This is a genomic window from Serratia sp. 22264 (assembly GCF_052045345.1).
Lineage (GTDB): Bacteria > Pseudomonadota > Gammaproteobacteria > Enterobacterales > Enterobacteriaceae > Serratia > Serratia plymuthica.
Map to the genome: position 1 here is coordinate 414225 of NZ_JBQEOY010000001.1, position 17875 is coordinate 432099.

At 56.6% G+C, this 17875-nt stretch carries 21 protein-coding genes; 17 read left to right on the plus strand and 4 right to left on the minus strand.

Features of this window, described 5'->3' with window-relative positions; genetic code table 11:
• The first annotated feature begins 6 nt into the window (after positions 1 to 6).
• The 7 genes from ACTJJ1_RS02035 (at position 7) to ACTJJ1_RS02065 (ending at position 5726) form a co-directional block, all read left to right on the plus strand.
• Positions 7 to 516 (plus strand): phage major tail tube protein, encoded by a 510-nt coding sequence (locus ACTJJ1_RS02035; protein ID WP_440832209.1) that lies wholly within the window; start codon positions 7 to 9, stop codon positions 514 to 516.
• 54 nt (positions 517 to 570) lie between these two features.
• Positions 571 to 852 (plus strand): phage tail assembly protein, encoded by a 282-nt coding sequence (locus ACTJJ1_RS02040; protein WP_440832211.1) that lies wholly within the window; start codon positions 571 to 573, stop codon positions 850 to 852.
• 32 nt (positions 853 to 884) lie between these two features.
• Positions 885 to 1007: a GpE family phage tail protein gene (locus tag ACTJJ1_RS02045; RefSeq protein ID WP_026142543.1), complete on the plus strand. Its 123-nt coding sequence runs from the start codon at positions 885 to 887 to the stop codon at positions 1005 to 1007.
• On the plus strand, positions 1000 to 3774 hold the full coding sequence (locus ACTJJ1_RS02050) for a phage tail tape measure protein (protein WP_440832213.1): 2775 nt from the start codon (positions 1000 to 1002) through the stop codon (positions 3772 to 3774). The genes ACTJJ1_RS02045 and ACTJJ1_RS02050 overlap by 8 nt, the downstream gene beginning before the upstream one ends.
• A gap of 4 nt (positions 3775 to 3778) precedes the next feature.
• Complete coding sequence (locus tag ACTJJ1_RS02055) at positions 3779 to 4264, plus strand: phage tail protein (protein WP_064799384.1); 486 nt, start codon at positions 3779 to 3781, stop codon at positions 4262 to 4264.
• Entirely contained in the window at positions 4261 to 5409 is a 1149-nt protein-coding gene (locus tag ACTJJ1_RS02060) for a phage late control D family protein (RefSeq protein ID WP_440832215.1), read from the plus strand. The genes ACTJJ1_RS02055 and ACTJJ1_RS02060 overlap by 4 nt, the downstream gene beginning before the upstream one ends.
• A gap of 98 nt (positions 5410 to 5507) precedes the next feature.
• The gene (locus tag ACTJJ1_RS02065; RefSeq protein WP_071531438.1) at positions 5508 to 5726 is read left to right on the plus strand and encodes a DNA-binding transcriptional regulator; all 219 of its coding nucleotides are present in this window, start codon (positions 5508 to 5510) and stop codon (positions 5724 to 5726) included.
• Positions 5727 to 6021: 295 nt separating this feature from the next.
• Here the strand turns inward: ACTJJ1_RS02065 and ACTJJ1_RS02070 are convergent, their stop codons facing one another.
• Positions 6022 to 7710 carry an aspartate:alanine antiporter gene (locus tag ACTJJ1_RS02070; RefSeq protein WP_006320902.1) on the minus strand — a complete coding sequence of 563 codons (1689 nt, stop codon included), beginning with the start codon at positions 7708 to 7710 and terminating at the stop codon, positions 6022 to 6024.
• Between the two features lie 315 nt (positions 7711 to 8025).
• Between ACTJJ1_RS02070 and ACTJJ1_RS02075 the strand changes: the two genes are divergently transcribed.
• Complete coding sequence (locus ACTJJ1_RS02075) at positions 8026 to 8415, plus strand: inner membrane protein YbjM (protein ID WP_004942514.1); 390 nt, start codon at positions 8026 to 8028, stop codon at positions 8413 to 8415.
• A gap of 41 nt (positions 8416 to 8456) precedes the next feature.
• Here the strand turns inward: ACTJJ1_RS02075 and ACTJJ1_RS02080 are convergent, their stop codons facing one another.
• The gene (locus tag ACTJJ1_RS02080) at positions 8457 to 8720 is read right to left on the minus strand and encodes a GrxA family glutaredoxin (protein WP_004942515.1); all 264 of its coding nucleotides are present in this window, start codon (positions 8718 to 8720) and stop codon (positions 8457 to 8459) included.
• A 239-nt stretch (positions 8721 to 8959) separates the two neighbouring features.
• Between ACTJJ1_RS02080 and ACTJJ1_RS02085 the strand changes: the two genes are divergently transcribed.
• From ACTJJ1_RS02085 to rlmC, 9 genes are all read left to right on the plus strand, one after another.
• Complete coding sequence (locus ACTJJ1_RS02085) at positions 8960 to 9274, plus strand: YbjC family protein (protein WP_440832218.1); 315 nt, start codon at positions 8960 to 8962, stop codon at positions 9272 to 9274.
• A 56-nt stretch (positions 9275 to 9330) separates the two neighbouring features.
• Entirely contained in the window at positions 9331 to 10233 is a 903-nt protein-coding gene (gene rimK / locus ACTJJ1_RS02090; RefSeq protein ID WP_004942517.1) for a 30S ribosomal protein S6--L-glutamate ligase, read from the plus strand.
• 164 nt (positions 10234 to 10397) lie between these two features.
• Positions 10398 to 10877: a YbjN domain-containing protein gene (locus ACTJJ1_RS02095; RefSeq protein WP_004942518.1), complete on the plus strand. Its 480-nt coding sequence runs from the start codon at positions 10398 to 10400 to the stop codon at positions 10875 to 10877.
• A 408-nt stretch (positions 10878 to 11285) separates the two neighbouring features.
• Entirely contained in the window at positions 11286 to 12395 is a 1110-nt protein-coding gene (gene potF / locus ACTJJ1_RS02100; protein ID WP_004942519.1) for a spermidine/putrescine ABC transporter substrate-binding protein PotF, read from the plus strand.
• A gap of 140 nt (positions 12396 to 12535) precedes the next feature.
• On the plus strand, positions 12536 to 13669 hold the full coding sequence (gene potG, locus ACTJJ1_RS02105) for a putrescine ABC transporter ATP-binding subunit PotG (protein ID WP_037432607.1): 1134 nt from the start codon (positions 12536 to 12538) through the stop codon (positions 13667 to 13669).
• 24 nt (positions 13670 to 13693) lie between these two features.
• On the plus strand, positions 13694 to 14659 hold the full coding sequence (gene potH, locus ACTJJ1_RS02110; protein WP_421416092.1) for a putrescine ABC transporter permease PotH: 966 nt from the start codon (positions 13694 to 13696) through the stop codon (positions 14657 to 14659).
• Positions 14656 to 15501 carry a putrescine ABC transporter permease PotI gene (gene potI, locus ACTJJ1_RS02115; RefSeq protein ID WP_004942522.1) on the plus strand — a complete coding sequence of 282 codons (846 nt, stop codon included), beginning with the start codon at positions 14656 to 14658 and terminating at the stop codon, positions 15499 to 15501. The genes potH and potI overlap by 4 nt, the downstream gene beginning before the upstream one ends.
• Positions 15502 to 15603: 102 nt before the next feature.
• Complete coding sequence (locus tag ACTJJ1_RS02120; protein ID WP_004942523.1) at positions 15604 to 16083, plus strand: YbjO family protein; 480 nt, start codon at positions 15604 to 15606, stop codon at positions 16081 to 16083.
• A 70-nt stretch (positions 16084 to 16153) separates the two neighbouring features.
• Positions 16154 to 17281 carry a 23S rRNA (uracil(747)-C(5))-methyltransferase RlmC gene (gene rlmC, locus ACTJJ1_RS02125; RefSeq protein ID WP_440832222.1) on the plus strand — a complete coding sequence of 376 codons (1128 nt, stop codon included), beginning with the start codon at positions 16154 to 16156 and terminating at the stop codon, positions 17279 to 17281.
• Here rlmC and ACTJJ1_RS02130 read toward each other — a convergent pair.
• Both ACTJJ1_RS02130 and ACTJJ1_RS02135 read right to left on the minus strand, forming a co-directional pair.
• Positions 17278 to 17562, minus strand: a complete 285-nt coding sequence (locus ACTJJ1_RS02130; protein WP_006320891.1) for a type II toxin-antitoxin system RelE family toxin — start codon at positions 17560 to 17562, stop codon at positions 17278 to 17280. The two genes, rlmC and ACTJJ1_RS02130, sit on opposite strands and share 4 nt — an antisense overlap.
• Positions 17552 to 17803: a type II toxin-antitoxin system Phd/YefM family antitoxin gene (locus ACTJJ1_RS02135; RefSeq protein WP_041416850.1), complete on the minus strand. Its 252-nt coding sequence runs from the start codon at positions 17801 to 17803 to the stop codon at positions 17552 to 17554. Before ACTJJ1_RS02135 ends, ACTJJ1_RS02130 begins: the two co-directional genes overlap by 11 nt.
• Between the last annotated feature and the right edge of the window lie 72 nt (positions 17804 to 17875).

Here is a 17875-nt window from a genome sequence, read left to right on the forward strand (position 1 = left end):
TGATTTATGGCTCTGCCTAAGAAACTGAAATACCTGAACCTGTTCAACGACGGTTTCAATTATATGGGCGTGGTGTCCTCGCTGACGCTGCCAAAACTCACCCGCAAGCTGGAGAAATACCGGGGTGGCGGCATGAACGGTGCAGCCTCCATTGATATGGGGCTGGACGATGACGCGCTGGCGCTGGAATGGAGCATGGGCGGCATTGATGAGCTGGTGCTTAAGCAATGGGGCGCAGTCGATGCCGTGCCGCTGCGCTTTGCCGGTTCCTTCCAGCGTGATGACACCGGCGAGGTGTCTGCCGTGGAGGTAGTCTTGCGTGGTCGCCATAAGGAAATCGACTTCGGCGAGTACAAACAAGGCGAGGACACCGAAACCAAGGTATCCACCGACTGCACTTATTTCAAGCTGACCGTTGACGGCAAAGAGCTGATCGAAGTCGATACCGTGAACATGGTCGAGAAAGTCGACGGCGTTGACCGGCTGGCCGAGCACCGTAAGGCCATCGGCCTGTAATTGCGCGCCAGCCCGCCGGGCTGGCCGTTTCCCTGACTGAGAGAGAAAACCACCATGAACGAAGCCAAAGAAAACACCGTTACCCTCGACAGCCCGATTAAGCGCGGTGAAACCCTCATTGCCGAGGTGCAGGTGATGAAACCCACGGCAGGCACCTTGCGCGGCGTCGGTCTTGCTGCGGTCGCCAATGCCGATGTTGACGCGCTGCTGGTGATCCTGCCGCGCGTGACCGTACCCAACCTGACCAAAGAAGAATGCGCCCGTTTAGATCTGCCGGACTTGGTGGCGCTGGCCGGGCAGGTTGTCGGTTTTTTGTCGCCGAAGTTGGCGGAGTAGCGATTGACGCCCGGCTGGGCGTTGATGACCTGATGGCGGACATCGCAGTGATATTCCACTGGCCGCCCTCAGAAATGGCCGGAATGACGCTCACCGAGCTGTTGAACTGGCGTCATAAAGCCCTGCAACGCAGCGGAGTGAATCACGATGAGTAAAAGCCTGCAGCTTCAGGTCTTGCTGAAGGCCGTAGACCAAGCCACACGCCCGCTTAAAAGTATCCAACAGGCCAGTCAACGGCTGGCCGGTGACATCAAGACTACCCAACACACCCTCAAAACGCTGGACGCACAGGCCGCCCGGATTGAGGGGTTTCGCAAGGCTCAGGGCCAGCTTGCCGTCACCGGGCAGGCGCTGAAAAAAGCCAAAGAAGAAGCGGCCGCGCTGGCCGTTCAGTTTAAGGCGACGGAAAAACCCACGGCGCAGCAGGCGCGGCTGCTGGCAGCGTCAACGCGTGCCGCTGCTGAGTTGCAGACGAAATACAACGGCTTGCGCCAGTCCATGCAACGCCAGCGTAATGCGCTCAACGCTGACGGTATCGCCACCAAGTACCTGAGCGCCGAGCAGCGTCGGTTAAAATCCAGCGCCGGTGAGGCCACCGCCGCTTTAAACCGCCAGCGGGCTGAGCTGGAACGGCTGAGTAAAAAGCAGGAATCACTGAGCCGTATTCAGCAGCGGGCGCAGGCCGGTAAAGCGCTGGGCGCAACCGTCCGCAACCAAAGCGCCGTCGGGCTGGGGGTCGCTACCGGCGGACTGTATGCCGAAAGCCGGTTTATGGCTCCGGGTGTGCAGTTCGATAAGCAGATGTCAGACACGCAGGCCACGTTGGGGCTGGCGAAAAACGACAAGCAACTGGCGGCTATCCGTCAGCAGGCGCGGGACATCGGGGCTACCACCGCCTTTTCCCCGACGGACGTTGCCCGCACGCAGTCCGTATTGGCGAAATCCGGCTTTAACGGTGATGCCATCCTGAAGTCGACGGAATCCACCGTTAATCTGGCGCTGGCTTCTGATTTGGACATTGCCGACGCGGCGGACATCATTACCAACATGCAATCGGCGTTTAACATGCCGATAGACGAGATCCAGCGTGTTGCGGATGTGATGACCAAGGGATTCACCAGCTCAAACAGCAACCTGATGGATTTTGGCGAGGCGATGAAGTACGTCGCTCCGATTGCCGAGGCGGCCGGGGCCAGTATCGAAGACACCACCGCGTTACTGGGCGTGCTGGCAGATAACGGCATCAAAGGCAGTATGGCCGGGACGGCGACGAGCGCCATGTTTACCCGGCTGCAAGCGCCGGTCGGGCAGGCGCAGGATGCGTTGTCAGAGCTGGGGGTGAAAACCAAAGACAGCAAAGGCAACATGCTGCCGATTGAAGACATCCTGAAGAAAATCGACAGCTCGTTTAAAAAGAACAAGCTCGGCACCGCGCAGCAGGCGGAATACCTGAAGGTGATTTTCGGCGAAGAGGCGATGAAAGGCGCTATCAAGCTGATTGCTGCGGCAGGCAACGGCAAGCTGGCCGCGAAAAAGCAGACGGTGACGGATTCCAAGGGGGCGACAGAACACATCGCCAAGACGAAAACGGATAACCTCGACGGCGATTTAAAAAACCTCTCCTCGGCCTTTGAGGATATTCAAATTGAGGTCTTTGATAAACAGGATTCCGGGTTGCGTAAGCTCACGCAAAGTGCCACCAAATGGCTCGGCGTGGCCGGGCAATGGGCGAAGGAAAACCCGGAGCTGTCCGGCACGCTGTTTAAGCTGGCGCTGGGCTTGACTGCAGTGATCGGCGGCATGGCTATTTTGGGCTTTCTGGCCGGGCCGGTGATCACCGGGTTTAGCCTGTTGATGGGGCCGACTCTGGGGCTGACCAAAGGGCTGTTTAAGCTGAGCCGGGTTGCCGCCACGTTTTCGTTTAAGGGCATAACCACCGCTGCACGCGGGCTTGGCAGCGTGATGAAGTTTACCGGTGGTGCGGTGGGGCGCTCCCTGCTGACGATGGGCGGTGGCATGCTGAAATTGATGTCAATCGTCGGGCGCGTGTCGTTTGCCGGGCTGGTTAAAGGGTTGCGCTTTGTCGGTACGGCGGTGATGTGGCTGGGCCGCGTCATGATGGCTAACCCGATTTTGGCCGTTATCAGCCTGATTGCCATGGCGGCCGTGTACATCTGGCAGAACTGGGAGACGTTAGGGCCTAAATTTCAGGCCGCATGGGAAACGATCAAAAACGCCACTTTGAGCGCATGGAACAGCATTTCCACCGCGACGTCGGAGGCATGGGAAAACGTCAAGAAATCGACACAAGCGGCATGGCAAAACCTGAAAACGTGGCTCGGCGGGCAGTGGGATGAGCTTGTAGGGTCGGCTAAAACCTTACCCGGCAAGTTTAAAGAAGCCGGGATGAACATGATTAACGGCATCATGGAGGGCATTAGCGAGCGTTGGCAGGCCCTGAAAGACAAGATTAGCGGCTTAACCGACATGCTGCCGGACTGGATGAAGTTTGGTGGTAAAACCGAAGTGAACCCGGCGATTTCCTACAGCCGTCCCGCACCTGAGCTGACGCCGGGGCCGGGTTATGCGGGGGCATTCGACAAAGGCGGTGATATCCCGTCCGGGCAGTTTGGCATTGTGGGCGAGCGTGGCCCGGAGATCGTCAACGGCCCGGCCAATATCATCGGGCGGCGTAAAACGGCGGCGTTGTCGGCGGCCATGCTGTCACTGTCTACCCCGGTGATGGCGACAGTTCCCCCTGCGGCGCCCGTGCAGATAACCCCGGCGCCGATCACCATTGAGGTGCATGCAGTGCCGGGACAGGACGCGCAGGCCATTGCCCGCGAAGTGTCTCGCCAGCTTGCTGCCGAGCAGCGCAGACAAGCGGCTGCTGCACGTAGCCGCATGAATTACGGGGGGTAACGACATGATGTTAACGCTGGGGCTGTTTGTTTTTATGCTGCAAACCCTGCCGTATCAGTCCCTGAACCGCACGGCAGATTACCGCTGGCCGAGCAATGCGCGTGTGGGCCAGCGCCCGGCGGCGCAGTTTTTGGGGCTGGATGATGAAACTATTACCCTGTCCGGCGTATTACTGCCGGAGATCACCGGCGGCCGCTTTTCGCTGTTAACGTTGCAACTGATGGCGGAGCAGGGGCGGGCGTGGCCGCTGATTGAGGGCAGCGGTACGATTTACGGCATGTTTGTGATCGAGTCGATATCGGAAAGCCATTCGGACTTTTTCGCCGACGGCAGCCCGCGCCGTACCGAGTTCACACTCAATTTAAAGCGGGTGGATGAGTCCTTGTCTGCTATGTTTGGCGATCTGCGGCAGCAAGCTGGAGAGCTATACGATAAAGCGGGCGCGATGGCCGGACAGGCCGCCGGGGCAATGGGAGGGTTTTTATCATGATCACTGGCGTTGCCATGCCTGCCGGGGCATTGATTGCCCCGGACTTTTCATTGTCATTGCAGGAAAAAGACATCACGCGGAACATCCGCAAGCGTCTGATCTCCCTGTCGCTGACGGATAACCGGGGCTTTGAGGCTGACCAGCTCGACATCGAGCTGGACGACAGCGATGGGCTGATGGTGATGCCCCAACGCAATGCGGTGCTGGCGTTGTCACTCGGCTGGAAAGGTGCGCCACTGACGCCAAAGGGGTTGTTTACTGTGGATGAGGTGGAGCACAGAGGCGCGCCGGATACGCTGACCATCCGCGCCCGGAGTGCCGATTTTCGCGGCTCGTTGAATACCCGGCGCGATGAGTCCTATCATGATACCTCCCTGAGCGACATCGTGCAGAAGGTGGCGGCGCGCAATAAGCTCAACGCCACGCTGGCCGCCGGTCTGGGAACCATCAAAATCAGCCATATCGACCAGACGCAGGAAACCGATGCGGCGTTTATTACCCGGCTTGCCTCGCTCAATGGTGCGGTGGCCGTGGTGAAGAACGGTAGTCTGCTGTTTATGCGGCCGGGCAACGGCACCAGTGTGAGCGGCAAGCCGTTGCCGGTGTATACCATCACCCGACAAGATGGCGATCAGCACAGCTTCAGCATTGCCGATCGGGATGCTTACACCGGCGTGACGGCGAGCTGGCTCAATACCAAGCAGCCGAAGCCAAAGAAAGTGAAGTTGCAGCGTAAGCCGAAAGAGCAGCATTTACGGGCGTTGCAACATCCTAAAGCCAAGCCGATTGCCAGCAAGAAACCGGGTAAGCCTGTGGAAGAAAAGAAAGGTGACTATCTGGTGGGGGCTGAAGATAACGTGTTTGCTATCACCAAGATTTACGCCACCAAGGCCGCCGCCATGCGGGCCGCACAGGCGAAATGGGAAAAGCTTCAGCGCGGAGCGGCTGAGTTCTCACTGTCGCTCGCTATGGGGTGCGCTAACATCACACCGGAAACACCGGTACGCGTCAGCGGTTTTAAAGAGGTGATCGACGCGCAACACTGGATAGTAAGCAAAGCCACGCACAGCCTGAGCAATAGCGGCTTTACCACGGCGTTAGAGTTTGAGGTTTTGCTTTCCGATGTGACCTATGAGGTCTCGTAATGTGAATTATTTTTTGTAAATTCACTTAAAGGTTGTTTTGTTCTCGATCGGGGAGGGTATTATCGCGGCAATTGAGAGATTAAGAAGGGGATATCAATATGATGCATTGCCCGCTTTGCCGAACTGCCGCCCATGCCCGCACAAGCCGCTACTTGAGTGAGAACACCAAAGAACGCTATCACCAGTGCCAAAATATCAATTGCAGCTGTACTTTCGTGACGCTGGAATCTATCCAACGGCAGATTGTATCACCGGGTAAAATTGATATTGCTCCACCGCATCCAACAAGGAGCAATCAGGGATCACTTTGGATTTAACAAGAAGCCTGCGAAAGCAGGTTTTTTTGCGCCCCGCAAAATGGCTGTCGCCATTCTGTCGCCACTTGGCGAATTGCTCTCTCTCAATGCATTGTTTTATAACGATATTTTCTATAGGCAACAAAAAACCCGATAGTCTTGAACCTAAAAAGGCGGGACTAACGGGCTCCACAAAATGGGGACATCAAAGAAAAGCAGTGGCACTAATTCAGACTACCCCCGGAAAGGAAAGTTCTCGCCGGCGATAAAAATTTCAAAATATATTTGCCACTGATACATCTTTGCTGCTTATCGGTTAGCCGAGTATCCCCGGCCACAACACCACAATCAACGAACCTGCCAGGGTTAACAACACGTTAGCTATGGCGTAGGTTCCGGCGTAGCCCAGTGCAGGGATGTTACTGCGTGCAGTATCGCTGATGATTTCCATTGCCGGCGCGCAGGTACGTGCTCCCATAATCGCGCCGAACAGCAGGGCGCGGTTCATGCGCAACACATAGGCGCCAAACAGGAAACAGATCACCACCGGCACCAGGCTGACGATCAACCCGGCGATCAGCATCTGGCCACCGACGGCGCCGAGACTGTGGCCGATGCCCGCACCGGCGCTCAGGCCCACGCCGGCCATAAACACCATCAGGCCAAACTCTTTCACCATGTTCAACGCACCCTGCGGAATGTAGCCGAAAGTCGGGTGGTTGGCGCGCAGGAAGCCCAGCATGATGCCGGACATCAGCAGGCCGGCGGCGTTGCCGATGCCGAACGAGAAATTGCTGAACTGGATGGTGATCTGGCCAATCATCAACCCGATGATGAAGAAGGAGCAGAAGGCCAACAGATCGGTCACCTGGCTGTGGATAGAGATAAAGCCGATCTTCTCCGCCACGCTTTTCACCCGGCGCGCGTCGCCGCTGACCTGCAGCACGTCGCCTTTGTTGAGCACTATGCTGTCGTCAATGGGCATTTCAATCTGGCTGCGGATCACCCGGTTGAGGAAGCAGCCGTGATCGGTCAGCTTTAACTGGCTCAGGCGCTTGTTTACCGCATTGCTGTTCTTGACCACGATCTCTTCGGTGACGATGCGCATGTCCAGCAGATCCCGGTCGAACACTTCTTTACCGTTGCGGAAGCTGGGGTCCAGCCGCGCGTGGGCGTCCGGGTAGCCGACCAGGGAAATCTCGTCGCCCACCTGCAGCACCGCGTCGCCGTCCGGGTTCGCCAGAATGCCGTTGCGGCGGATGCGTTCTATATAGCAACCGGTCTGGCGATAGATGCCCAGCTCACGCAGGTTTTTGCCATCGGCCCAGGCCACCAGCTCCTGGCCAACGCGGTAGGCGCGAATGACCGGCAGGTAAACCTTGCGCTGGCTGTCGGTATCCAGACCGCGCTCGCGGGCGATCTGCTGGGCGGAGGTGGAGAGATCCTGATGTTGCAGCTTGGGCAGGTAGCGCGCGCCGAAGATCAGGCTCACCAGGCCAATCAGGTAGGTCAGGGCATAGCCGAGGCTCAGATGGTCCTGCGCCGCCAGCAGCGCCGGGCCGTTGACGATGGTGTTGCGTAGCGTATCGCCAGCACCCACCAGCACCGGGGTCGAGGTCATCGATCCGGCCAGCATGCCGGCGGTTAGCCCGATGTCCCAATGGAACAACTTGCCAAGACCGATAGCGATCACCATTGCGGAGCCGACCATCACCAACGCCAGCATCAGGTAATTTTTGCCGTCGCGGAAAAAAATTGAGAAAAAGTTTGGCCCGGCTTCCACGCCGACGCAGAAAATAAACAGCATAAAGCCGAGATTCAGCGCTTCGGTGTTAATGGCGAAATGTTGTTGGCCCAGCAGCAGCGAAACCACCAAAACGCCAATGGAATTACCGAGTTGAACGGAGCCCAGACGAACTTTACCGAGGCACAGCCCCAGTGCGAGTACCACAAACAGTAACAGGATGTAGTTACCGTTTAACAAACTAGCGACGTTTATGTTCACGGAGGATAACTTATTGTTTACCAGTAAGTGCTTGATATAGATGACTATAAGATATAAATTCAGTCGGAAAATGACGTCATAAATAACTAACCAGCGGAAGGCGATCCGAACCATCGATCGGCGGCGTATATTCTAGTCGCTATGGCGCGCGACAGCCAGCATTAAGCTGAGTTCCTGCGCTGCCGAACGCATTTAACTCTCTTTAGACCAAGGAAAAAGTTCAGCTCAGCGTTGCCGTGTATGGCAAGGCGTCACCTGTTTCGTGACACGGCTGATTTCTACGGGGTAGTGACGACGCTAAAGGGGAGTCTCCGCATGGCGAATTATCGGTATTGGGTGGGCATTTTAAGCTGTTCTCTGCTGTTCAGCCTGGTGTTTCTCGGCCAACAGAGCGGGGCGTTCGGCAGCACGGATCACGAGCATCACGGTGAAACCGGCCTGCTGCTGTTTGTGATACCCGGCATGATCGCCAGCTATTTGTCGAGCAAAAAGCGGATCCTCTGCCCGTTGTTGGGCGCGCTGTATGCGCTGCCGCTGTGCCTGACGATCCGCCATTTTTGGCTGACGCCGTTTTATTCGTTCTGGCAGGAACTGGCCTATGCCACCAGCGCGGTGTTTTGGTGCGTATTCGGCGCCATGCTGGCGCTGTTTGCGCGCAGCCTGTTGCAGGCGTTTCAGCCAGGCCACCGCCGCGAACGGCAATAAAAAAGGCGCTCTAAGCGCCTTTTTGCTGAATAACCTGAGGGTTACTGGAACAGATTCAGGTTTTCTTTGGCGTAGGCTTCGAAATCGGTGAAGCCGCCAACGTGTTTTTCATCAAGGAAGATCTGCGGTACGGTTTCTACCGGCTTGCCGACGGTTTTTTCCAGATCGGCCTTGGTGATGCCTTCAGCGTGGATATCAATGTAACGGAAGTTGAAATCGTCACGGTCTTCAGTCAATTTTTCCGCCAACTCTTTCGCACGGACACAATAAGGACAGCCTGGGCGCCCGAAGATTACTGCAAACATGCATCACTCCTTAGTTGATATTCAATTAGTTAATCGCTACTGCAACGACATTCTGTCAGCCGAAAAAGCCTTGGTCTGCGCATTACCTGCGTTAATGTCGGTTACTATGCCCGTTGGCCCGGTGAAAAAAAAGCAGGAATTACCTGTTAATCTGATTCATGTAACCGATTAAGCCGCCGGGGCTGTCGCCGTCGTAGGGAATTCACTACACTGGGGACAGTGCCTCTGGAGAAAAAAATATGCGTTCGTTCGGTGACTTACCGCGCCCGGTGCTGGTATTGGAAGGCCTGGGTATGGTGCTGTTGGTGCTGGCCTATCTGAGTATTCACGATCATGTCCACCTGCCGGGTTGGCTGGCTTCACAGCAGGCGGCGGTGGCGATGATCTTTCTCGGTGTGGCGTTGATGGTGCCGGCGGCGGCGTTTTTGGTCTGGCGTGTGGCACAGGGCTTTGGCCCGTTGATGCGTGGCGGTCTGCCGCCGGAAAACGATCGGCACAACCCCGCTCCGAAAAATGCGTCGGACGATAAAAATGACCGTGAGCCGCGCGCCTGAGCGCCGGCCGCCGATAAGACGCCTGCCTGGCAGGTAATTGCTTTTTGGGGTGACGAGTGAAAATTGCCATTCTTTCGCGCGATGGAACGCTATATTCGTGCAAACGTCTGTTGGAAGCGGCGGAGCAGCGCGGGCACAGTATTGATATTATCGATCCGCTCTCCTGTTATATGAACATCAACCCCGCCGCGCCGACTATCCATTATCGCGGCCGTCAGTTGGACCGTTATGATGCGGTGATCCCGCGTATCGGCTCCGCCATCACTTTTTACGGCACTGCAGTGCTGCGGCAGTTTGAGCTGCTGGGCAGCTATCCCCTGAATGAGTCGGTGGCGATCACCCGGGCGCGCGACAAGCTGCGTTCGCTGCAATTGCTGGCGAGGCAGGGAATAGACCTGCCGATCACCGGTTTCGCCCATTCGCCTGACGATACCGGCGATCTGATCGAACTGGTCGGCGGTGCGCCGCTGGTGGTCAAACTGGTCGAAGGCACTCAGGGCATCGGCGTGGTATTGGCGGAAACGCGCCAGGCGGCGGAGAGCGTGATTGACGCCTTCCGCGGCCTCAATGCCCATATTCTGGTGCAGGAGTTCATTCGCGAGGCGCAGGGCAGGGACGTGCGCTGTCTGGTGGTGGGTGGCAAGGTCGTGGCCGCTATCGAGCGGCAGGCCAAGGCCGGGGAGTTCCGTTCCAATCTGCACCGCGGCGGTACCGCCCGCAAAGTGAGCATTACCGCCAAAGAGCGGGCTATTGCGGTGAAGGCCGCGACTACGCTGGGGTTGGACGTCGCCGGGGTGGATATCCTGCGTGCGGCCCGTGGCCCGCTGGTGATGGAAGTCAACGCCTCTCCGGGGCTGGAAGGGGTGGAGAAAACCACCGGGCTGGATATCGCCGGCATGATGATCGAATACATTGAACAGCGCGCCCGGCCGGGGTTTCGCCTGAAATCGGGCGGCTGAATGCCCGGCGGTAAAGATTCGCGGCTTTGCGGCTGGTACTGCGGCCCTTTCTCGCCCATATTTATCCTATCAGCGAATTAAGCGGCTTTGATCGTGGCGTATTGGGGCAATATTCCGTAAGCTATGCGCCTTTTTCGCGTTTTGAATATTGTGAGGCTGGTAATATGGATTCACTCATAGTCCCTGATTTGGCGTTGTTGCGACGTTGGCTGGATCAATCGGGCATTTCATTCTTTGAGTGCGATTCCTGCCAGGCGCTGCACCTGCCGCACATGCAAAACTTCGACGGCGTGTTCGACGCCAAGATCGATCTGGTAGACAACGTGATCTTGTTCTCCGCGTTGGCCGAGGTGAAGCCGACCGCGCTGATCCCGCTGGTGGCCGATCTCAGCCAGATCAACGCCAGTTCGCTGACCATCAAGGCGTTTGTCGATATCCAGGACGACAACCTGCCGAAACTGATCGTCTGTCAGTCGCTGAGCATCGCCGTGGGCGTGACGCTGGAGCAGTTCACCCACTTTATGCAGCAGGGCGAAGAACAGATCTCGATGGTGATCCTCGAGGCGCGGGCGAACGATCTGCTGTTTATGGGTGACGAAGAAGAGAACCCGGCTGCCGCTGACCGCCAGCCAATGCTGCATTGATCTCCGCTGTAGATGATGCATGCCGCACCTCCGGCGGCATGCTGCCCTTATTTCCTTCCGCAATAATATATTCTGCGTTTTACCCTCTGTTGCCAGATATTTCTCGCCGTTTATGCCATTAATGGCGTATCACATAGAGAGAAACTGCATAAAAAATCGATAAAAGGCGTTTTTGGCCCTGAAGGCTGGTGCGTTCCTGCAACACCGGTTATGCTGCTGATTCTGCTAAGGGCTTGCGATTCCCCTTGTAACCACGCGAGCTGGACAGCTGAAAAAGGCGTATGCAATCAAATGCATAGCCATTCAATTCGCGGTTGCAACGATTGCGCTCGATCAGGAAAGGTTTTGTATCATTTCGGGATACAAGTTCAATTCTATGATTCACCCCTGTTTTGGAGGAAGTTACGGATGGTCACCCAACGTAAAAAGTGGTTATCGGGTGTTGTTGCCGGCTTGCTGATGGCCGCGTCCGTCACCGCGTCAGCCGATGAAAAAACGCTGCACGTCTATAACTGGTCCGACTATATTGCGCCGGACACCTTAGCTAAATTCCAGAAAGAAACCGGCATCAAAGTGGTGTACGACGTCTTTGACTCCAACGAAGTGCTGGAAGGCAAATTGATGGCGGGCAGCACCGGTTATGACCTGGTGGTGCCTTCGTCCAACTTCCTTGAGCGCCAGTCGAAGGCCGGTATCTTTGAGCCGCTCGACAAGAGCAAAATGCCGAATTACAAAAACCTTGATCCCGATATGCTGAAACTGGTGGCGCATAACGACAAGGACAACAAGTACGGCATTCCTTACCTGATGGTGACCACCGGCATCGGCTACAACGTCGACAAGGTGAAAGCGGTTCTGGGCAAAGACGCGCCGGTCGACAGTTGGGATCTGATCCTCAAACCGGAAAACCTTGAAAAGCTGAAGAGCTGTGGCGTTTCCTTCCTGGATGCGCCTAGCGAAGTCTATGCGACCGTGTTGCATTACCTGGGCAAAGATCCCAACAGCACCAACGCGGCGGATTACACCGGCGCTGCGAACGATCTGCTGCTCAAACTGCGGCCGAACATCCGTTACTTCCACTCTTCCCAGTACATCAACGATCTGGCGAACGGCGATATCTGCGTGGCGATCGGCTGGTCCGGTGACGTGATGCAGGCGGCTAACCGCGCCAAAGAAGCGAAGAATGGCGTGAACGTGGCTTACACCATTCCGAAAGAAGGGGCGCTGACCTATTTTGACATGTTCGCCATGCCGGCGGATGCCAAAAACAAGGACGCTGCCTACCAGTTCCTGAACTTCCTGCTCAAGCCGGACGTGATGGCGGGCATCAGCAACTTCGTGTATTACGCCAACGCGGTGAAGGATTCCACGCCGCTGGTGAACGCTGACATTCGCAACAACCCGAACGTGTATCCACCGGCCGATCTGAGCGCCAAGCTGTTCACGCTGAACGTGCAATCGCCGAAGCTGGACCGTGTCATTACCCGTGCCTGGACTAAAGTTAAAAGCGGGAAGTAATACGGAAGGGCTCAGTTTCCTGAGCCCGGTTTTCAGTCGTGTTCTGACCAGCAGGCGGGGGCTCCCCGCCTGCGTTGCCATTTTGGGCCATGGCAATCGCCGTGGTTTTTTGCACTGCTTTACACCGGAGAGCACCCCGATTGAACGACGTCATTCCTCGTCCTCAAGCCAAGTCGCAGAAGGTTTTCACCCCTCTGCTGGAAATCCGTAACCTCACTAAAACCTTTGACGGCCAAAACGCGGTCGAAGACGTCAGTCTGACCATCTACAAGGGCGAAATCTTTGCGCTGCTGGGTCCATCCGGCTGCGGCAAGTCTACGTTGTTGCGCATGCTGGCCGGCTTTGAACAGCCAACGGAAGGGCAGATTATGCTCGACGGGCAGGACATGTCGCATGTGCCGCCTTACCAGCGGCCAATCAATATGATGTTCCAGTCTTATGCGTTGTTCCCGCACATGACGGTTGAGCAGAATATCGCTTTCGGCCTGAAGCAGGACAAGATGCCGCGTGCGGAAATCGCCGAACGGGTGGCGGAAATGCTGTCGCTGGTGCACATGCAAGAGTTCGCCAAACGCAAGCCGCATCAGTTGTCCGGTGGCCAGCGTCAGCGTGTGGCGCTGGCGCGTAGCCTGGCCAAGCGGCCGAAACTGTTGCTGCTGGATGAACCTATGGGCGCGCTGGATAAAAAACTGCGTGACCGCATGCAGCTTGAAGTGACGGACATTCTTGAGCGCGTAGGCGTGACCTGCGTAATGGTCACCCACGATCAGGAAGAAGCGATGACCATGGCGGGGCGCATCGCCATCATGAACCGCGGCAAGTTTGTGCAAATCGGTGAGCCGGAAGAGATCTACGAGCATCCGAACAGCCGCTTCAGCGCCGAATTTATCGGCTCGGTCAACGTCTTTGACTGCGTGCTGCAGGAACGTCATGAGGATGCGCTGATCCTGCAAAGCCCCGGCTTGCGTCATGCGATAAAAGTGGATCCGGATTCGTCGGTGGTGGACGGCGTGCCGATCCAGGTTGCGCTGCGGCCGGAAAAAATCATGCTGTGCGAAGAGGTGCCGCAGGACGGCTGCAACTTTGCGGTGGGGGAAGTGGTGCATATCGCTTACCTCGGCGATTTGTCGATCTACCACGTGAAGCTGCTCAGCGGCCAGATGCTCAGCGCCCAGTTGCAGAACGGCCACCGTTTCCGCAAAGGGATGCCGACCTGGGGCGATGAAGTGCGCCTGTGTTGGGAAGCCGACAGCTGCGTAGTGTTGACGGTGTAGTTGAGAAGGTGAGGAGTACTTGTTATGACAATGCTTTCTGAACGCACGCCGTCGGAACCGCCGGCTAACGGTCCCGGCCCGCTCAAAGCGTTTTTCCAGCGCCTGCAAATGGCCCATGGCCGCAAGCTGGTGATTGCGGTGCCGCTGCTGTGGCTGATGCTGCTGTTCCTGCTGCCGTTCTTGATTGTGTTCAAGATCAGCCTGTCGGAGCTGGCGTTGGCCGTTCCGCCATACACCGATCTGCTGAGCTGGGCGGAAGGCAAGCTGGATATCGCGCTCAACTTTGCCAACTACCTGCAATTGACCGACGACCCGCTGTATCTGGATGCCTATCTGCAATCGTTGCAGGTGGCGGCGGTATCGACGATTTGCTGCCTGATCATCGGTTACCCGTTGGCCTGGGCGGTGGCGCACAGCAAATCTTCAACCCGCAACATCTTGCTGCTGCTGGTGATCCTGCCGTCGTGGACCTCGTTCCTGATCCGCGTTTACGCCTGGATGGGGATCCTGAAAAACAACGGTATCCTCAACAACTTTCTGCTGTGGTTGGGGGTTATCGATCATCCGTTGGTGATCCTGCACACCAATCTGGCGGTGTATATCGGCGTGGTGTATTCCTACCTGCCGTTTATGGTATTGCCCATTTATACCGCACTGACCCGGCTGGATTACTCGCTGGTTGAGGCTTCGCTGGATCTGGGCGCCAAACCGTTGAAAACCTTCTTTAGCGTGATAGTGCCGCTGACGCGCGGCGGTATCATCGCCGGTTCGATGCTGGTATTTATCCCGGCGGTGGGCGAGTTTGTGATCCCGGAACTGCTGGGCGGGCCGGACAGTATCATGATCGGCCGCGTGCTGTGGCAGGAGTTCTTCAATAATCGCGACTGGCCGGTGGCCTCGGCGGTTGCCACCGTCATGCTGCTGTTGTTGATCGTACCGATTCTCTGGTTCCACAAGCACCAGAACAAGGAAATGGGGGGGCAGGGATGAACAACTTGCCGGTAGTGCGTTCACCGTGGCGTATCGCCATTCTGGTGATAGGTTTCACCTTCCTGTATGCGCCGATGCTGATGCTGGTCATTTACTCGTTCAACAGCTCCAAGCTGGTGACGGTATGGGCCGGTTGGTCGACGCGCTGGTATTCAGAGCTGTTCCATGATTCGGCGATGATCAGCGCCGTTGGGCTGAGCCTGACGATAGCGGCCGCTGCGGCGACCGCCGCAGTGGTGCTGGGGGCGATTGCCGCCGTGGTGATGGTGCGTTTCGGCCGTTTCCGCGGGTCAACGGGGTTTGCCTTTATGCTGACTGCGCCGCTGGTCATGCCGGACGTGATCACCGGCCTGTCGCTGCTGCTGCTGTTTGTGGCGATGGGGCACGCGTTTGGCTGGCCGTCGGAGCGCGGGATGTTCACCATCTGGTTGGCGCACGTCACCTTCTGTACCGCCTATGTCTCGGTGGTGATCAGTTCGCGCCTGCGTGAGCTGGACCGCTCAATCGAAGAGGCGGCGATGGATCTGGGCGCGACGCCGCTAAAAGTGTTCTTCGTGATCACGCTGCCGATGATTGCCCCGGCGCTGGTTGCCGGCTGGATGCTGGCGTTCACTCTGTCGTTGGATGATCTGGTTATCGCCAGCTTCGTTGCCGGGCCGGGCGCGACTACCTTGCCGATGCTGGTGTTCTCCAGCGTGCGCATGGGGGTAAATCCGGAAATCAACGCCCTGGCGAGTTTGATTCTGCTGGTGGTGGGGATTATCGGTTTGATTGCCTGGTGGTTTATGGCGCGCTCGGAAAAACAGCGATCGCGCGAATTACAAAAGGCCGCCCGTAGCTGATTCGGTTCAAACCTGCTATTTTTGCAATTATTGGTATTGCAATTGATTACCTGACTTTATATATGCCGCCTGAATAGGCGGCGTTTGGTTGTATACACGGATATGTCAGACATGCTGAACAGCAGGCAGGGAATGAGATCGACTTCAGATGCGCCAGTACCGGTGATGGTGGCCGGGACGGCAATGGTGGCTATCAAATGCATCAGCGTGCTGTTGCTGTTGGGGGAACTGGGTGTCGACGGCACTCAGGAGTTTGTCAGTACCAGCGCCCAGGCCTGGGATTCCACGTTTATCTTTCTGGCCGGCCTGCTGTTGCTGTGCCTGCAAATCAGCTGCGGTTTTGCGGTGATGCGCGGCCGCAATTGGGGGCGCTGGGGCTACGTGATTTGCCAGTGTCTGGTGGTCGGCTATTTGCTGTTGGCGACTATCGGCAGCTTTCTGCCGGAGGTTTTTACCGTTGAAGGGGAAACCAGCAGCCAGATCCTGCATGTCCTGATCCTGCAAAAAATTCCCGACGCGGTTATCCTGGCGTTACTGTTTGTTCCCGTCACCAGCCGCCGGTATTTTGCCGCCCGCGATTAAGACTTTAAGGGCGCAGAGTGCTAAACTCTGCGCCCTTAATTATTCACCCCGAACTTACAGGGTCATCTTTATGCATTGCGCTTTGTATACGGCAGGAACCTGCCGTTCCTGTCAGTGGCTGGAAAAACCTTATCCGCAGCAACTGACGGACAAACAGCATCACCTGCAATCGCTGCTGGCCGGGCGTGATGTCGCCCAGTGGCTGGAACCGCTTACCGGCGAGCAGAGCACTTTTCGCAATAAAGCCAAAATGGTGGTCAGCGGCAGCGTAGAGCGCCCGCTGCTCGGCATGCTGCATCGCGACGGCACTCCGGTCGATCTGAGTGCTTGCCCGTTGTATCCCGCCAGCTTTGAACCCATGTTCGTGGTGTTGAAAAGCTTTATCGCCCGCGCCGGCCTGACGCCGTATAACGTGGCGCGCAAACGTGGCGAATTGAAGTACCTGTTGTTGACCGAAAGCACCCACAGCGGCGGCGTAATGCTGCGCTTTGTACTGCGTTCGGATAGCAAACTGGCGCAACTTCGCGCCGCGTTGCCGTGGCTGCAGCAACAATTACCGCAGCTCAGGGTGATTTCCGCCAATATTCAGCCGGTACATATGGCGATTATGGAAGGGGAGCGCGAGATCCCGCTGACCGAGCAGCAGGCGCTGGAGGAGCAGTTTAATCAGGTGCCGCTGTATATCCGCCCGCAAAGCTTCTTCCAGACCAACCCCCAGGTGGCGGCCAAATTGTACGCTACCGCGCGCGACTGGGTTAGGGCGCTGGGTATCGACAGCATGTGGGATCTGTTCTGCGGCGTGGGTGGGTTTGGCCTGCACTGCGCGCAGCCGGAAACCCGGCTCACCGGCATTGAAATCAGCGCCGAAGCCATCGCTTGCGCACGCCAGTCGGCGGAAACGTTGGGGTTGCAGCACGTCAGTTTCCAGGCGCTGGACTCCACGCGTTTTGCCACCGCTGAAGGCAGCGTGCCGCAGTTGGTGCTGGTCAATCCGCCACGGCGCGGTATCGGCCAGGCGCTGTGCGACTACCTGAACCAGATGGCGCCAGGCTACATTCTGTATTCAAGCTGTAATGCCGAGAGCATGGCGAAAGACATTGAAGGGCTGCCGGATTATCGCATCGAGCGTGTGCAGCTGTTCGATATGTTCCCGCATACCGCCCATTACGAAGTGCTGACGCTGCTGGTGCGCCATTAAAGGCATTTTTTGGCAGCCGTATAGGCCTCTGAACGCTCACGCTTACCTATCGAAAGCACCAGCACCACAATCTCCTCGTCGATGACACGATAGACCAGACGGTAACCGGAAGCCTTAAGTTTTATTTTATAGCAATCCGGTAGGCCAGAGAGTCTATTGGCGGGAATACAGGGATTTTCTAACACTGTTGCCAGTTTTTTCTTGAATTGATCCCGAAGTACCGGGGCCAGTTTCTTAAATTCCTTTAGTGCATGTTCTTCGAATTCAAGGCTATAAGTCATCCAGATTGACCTTAATACGCTTGCCGCTCATCCGTGAGCGGGCTGTTTTTGCGAGTTCGATATCTTCCAGGTATTCAGAGATTGCTTCCCACGTTTCCGGAGAGACGTAATAGCCGGAGATTTTTCCATTGGTAAGTACTGCCACAGGTTGCCCGTTGGCTTCTTTGAGCGCAGTGTTAGGCGATTTTTTAAAATCACTGATGCTGACGGCTGAATTCGCGAGGATAGGTTGAACGATCATGGTATTGCCTTTAGTATCAAATTTAGTATCAAATTTAACACCAAAGGCAATTGTTGAAAAGCAACAAAGCAG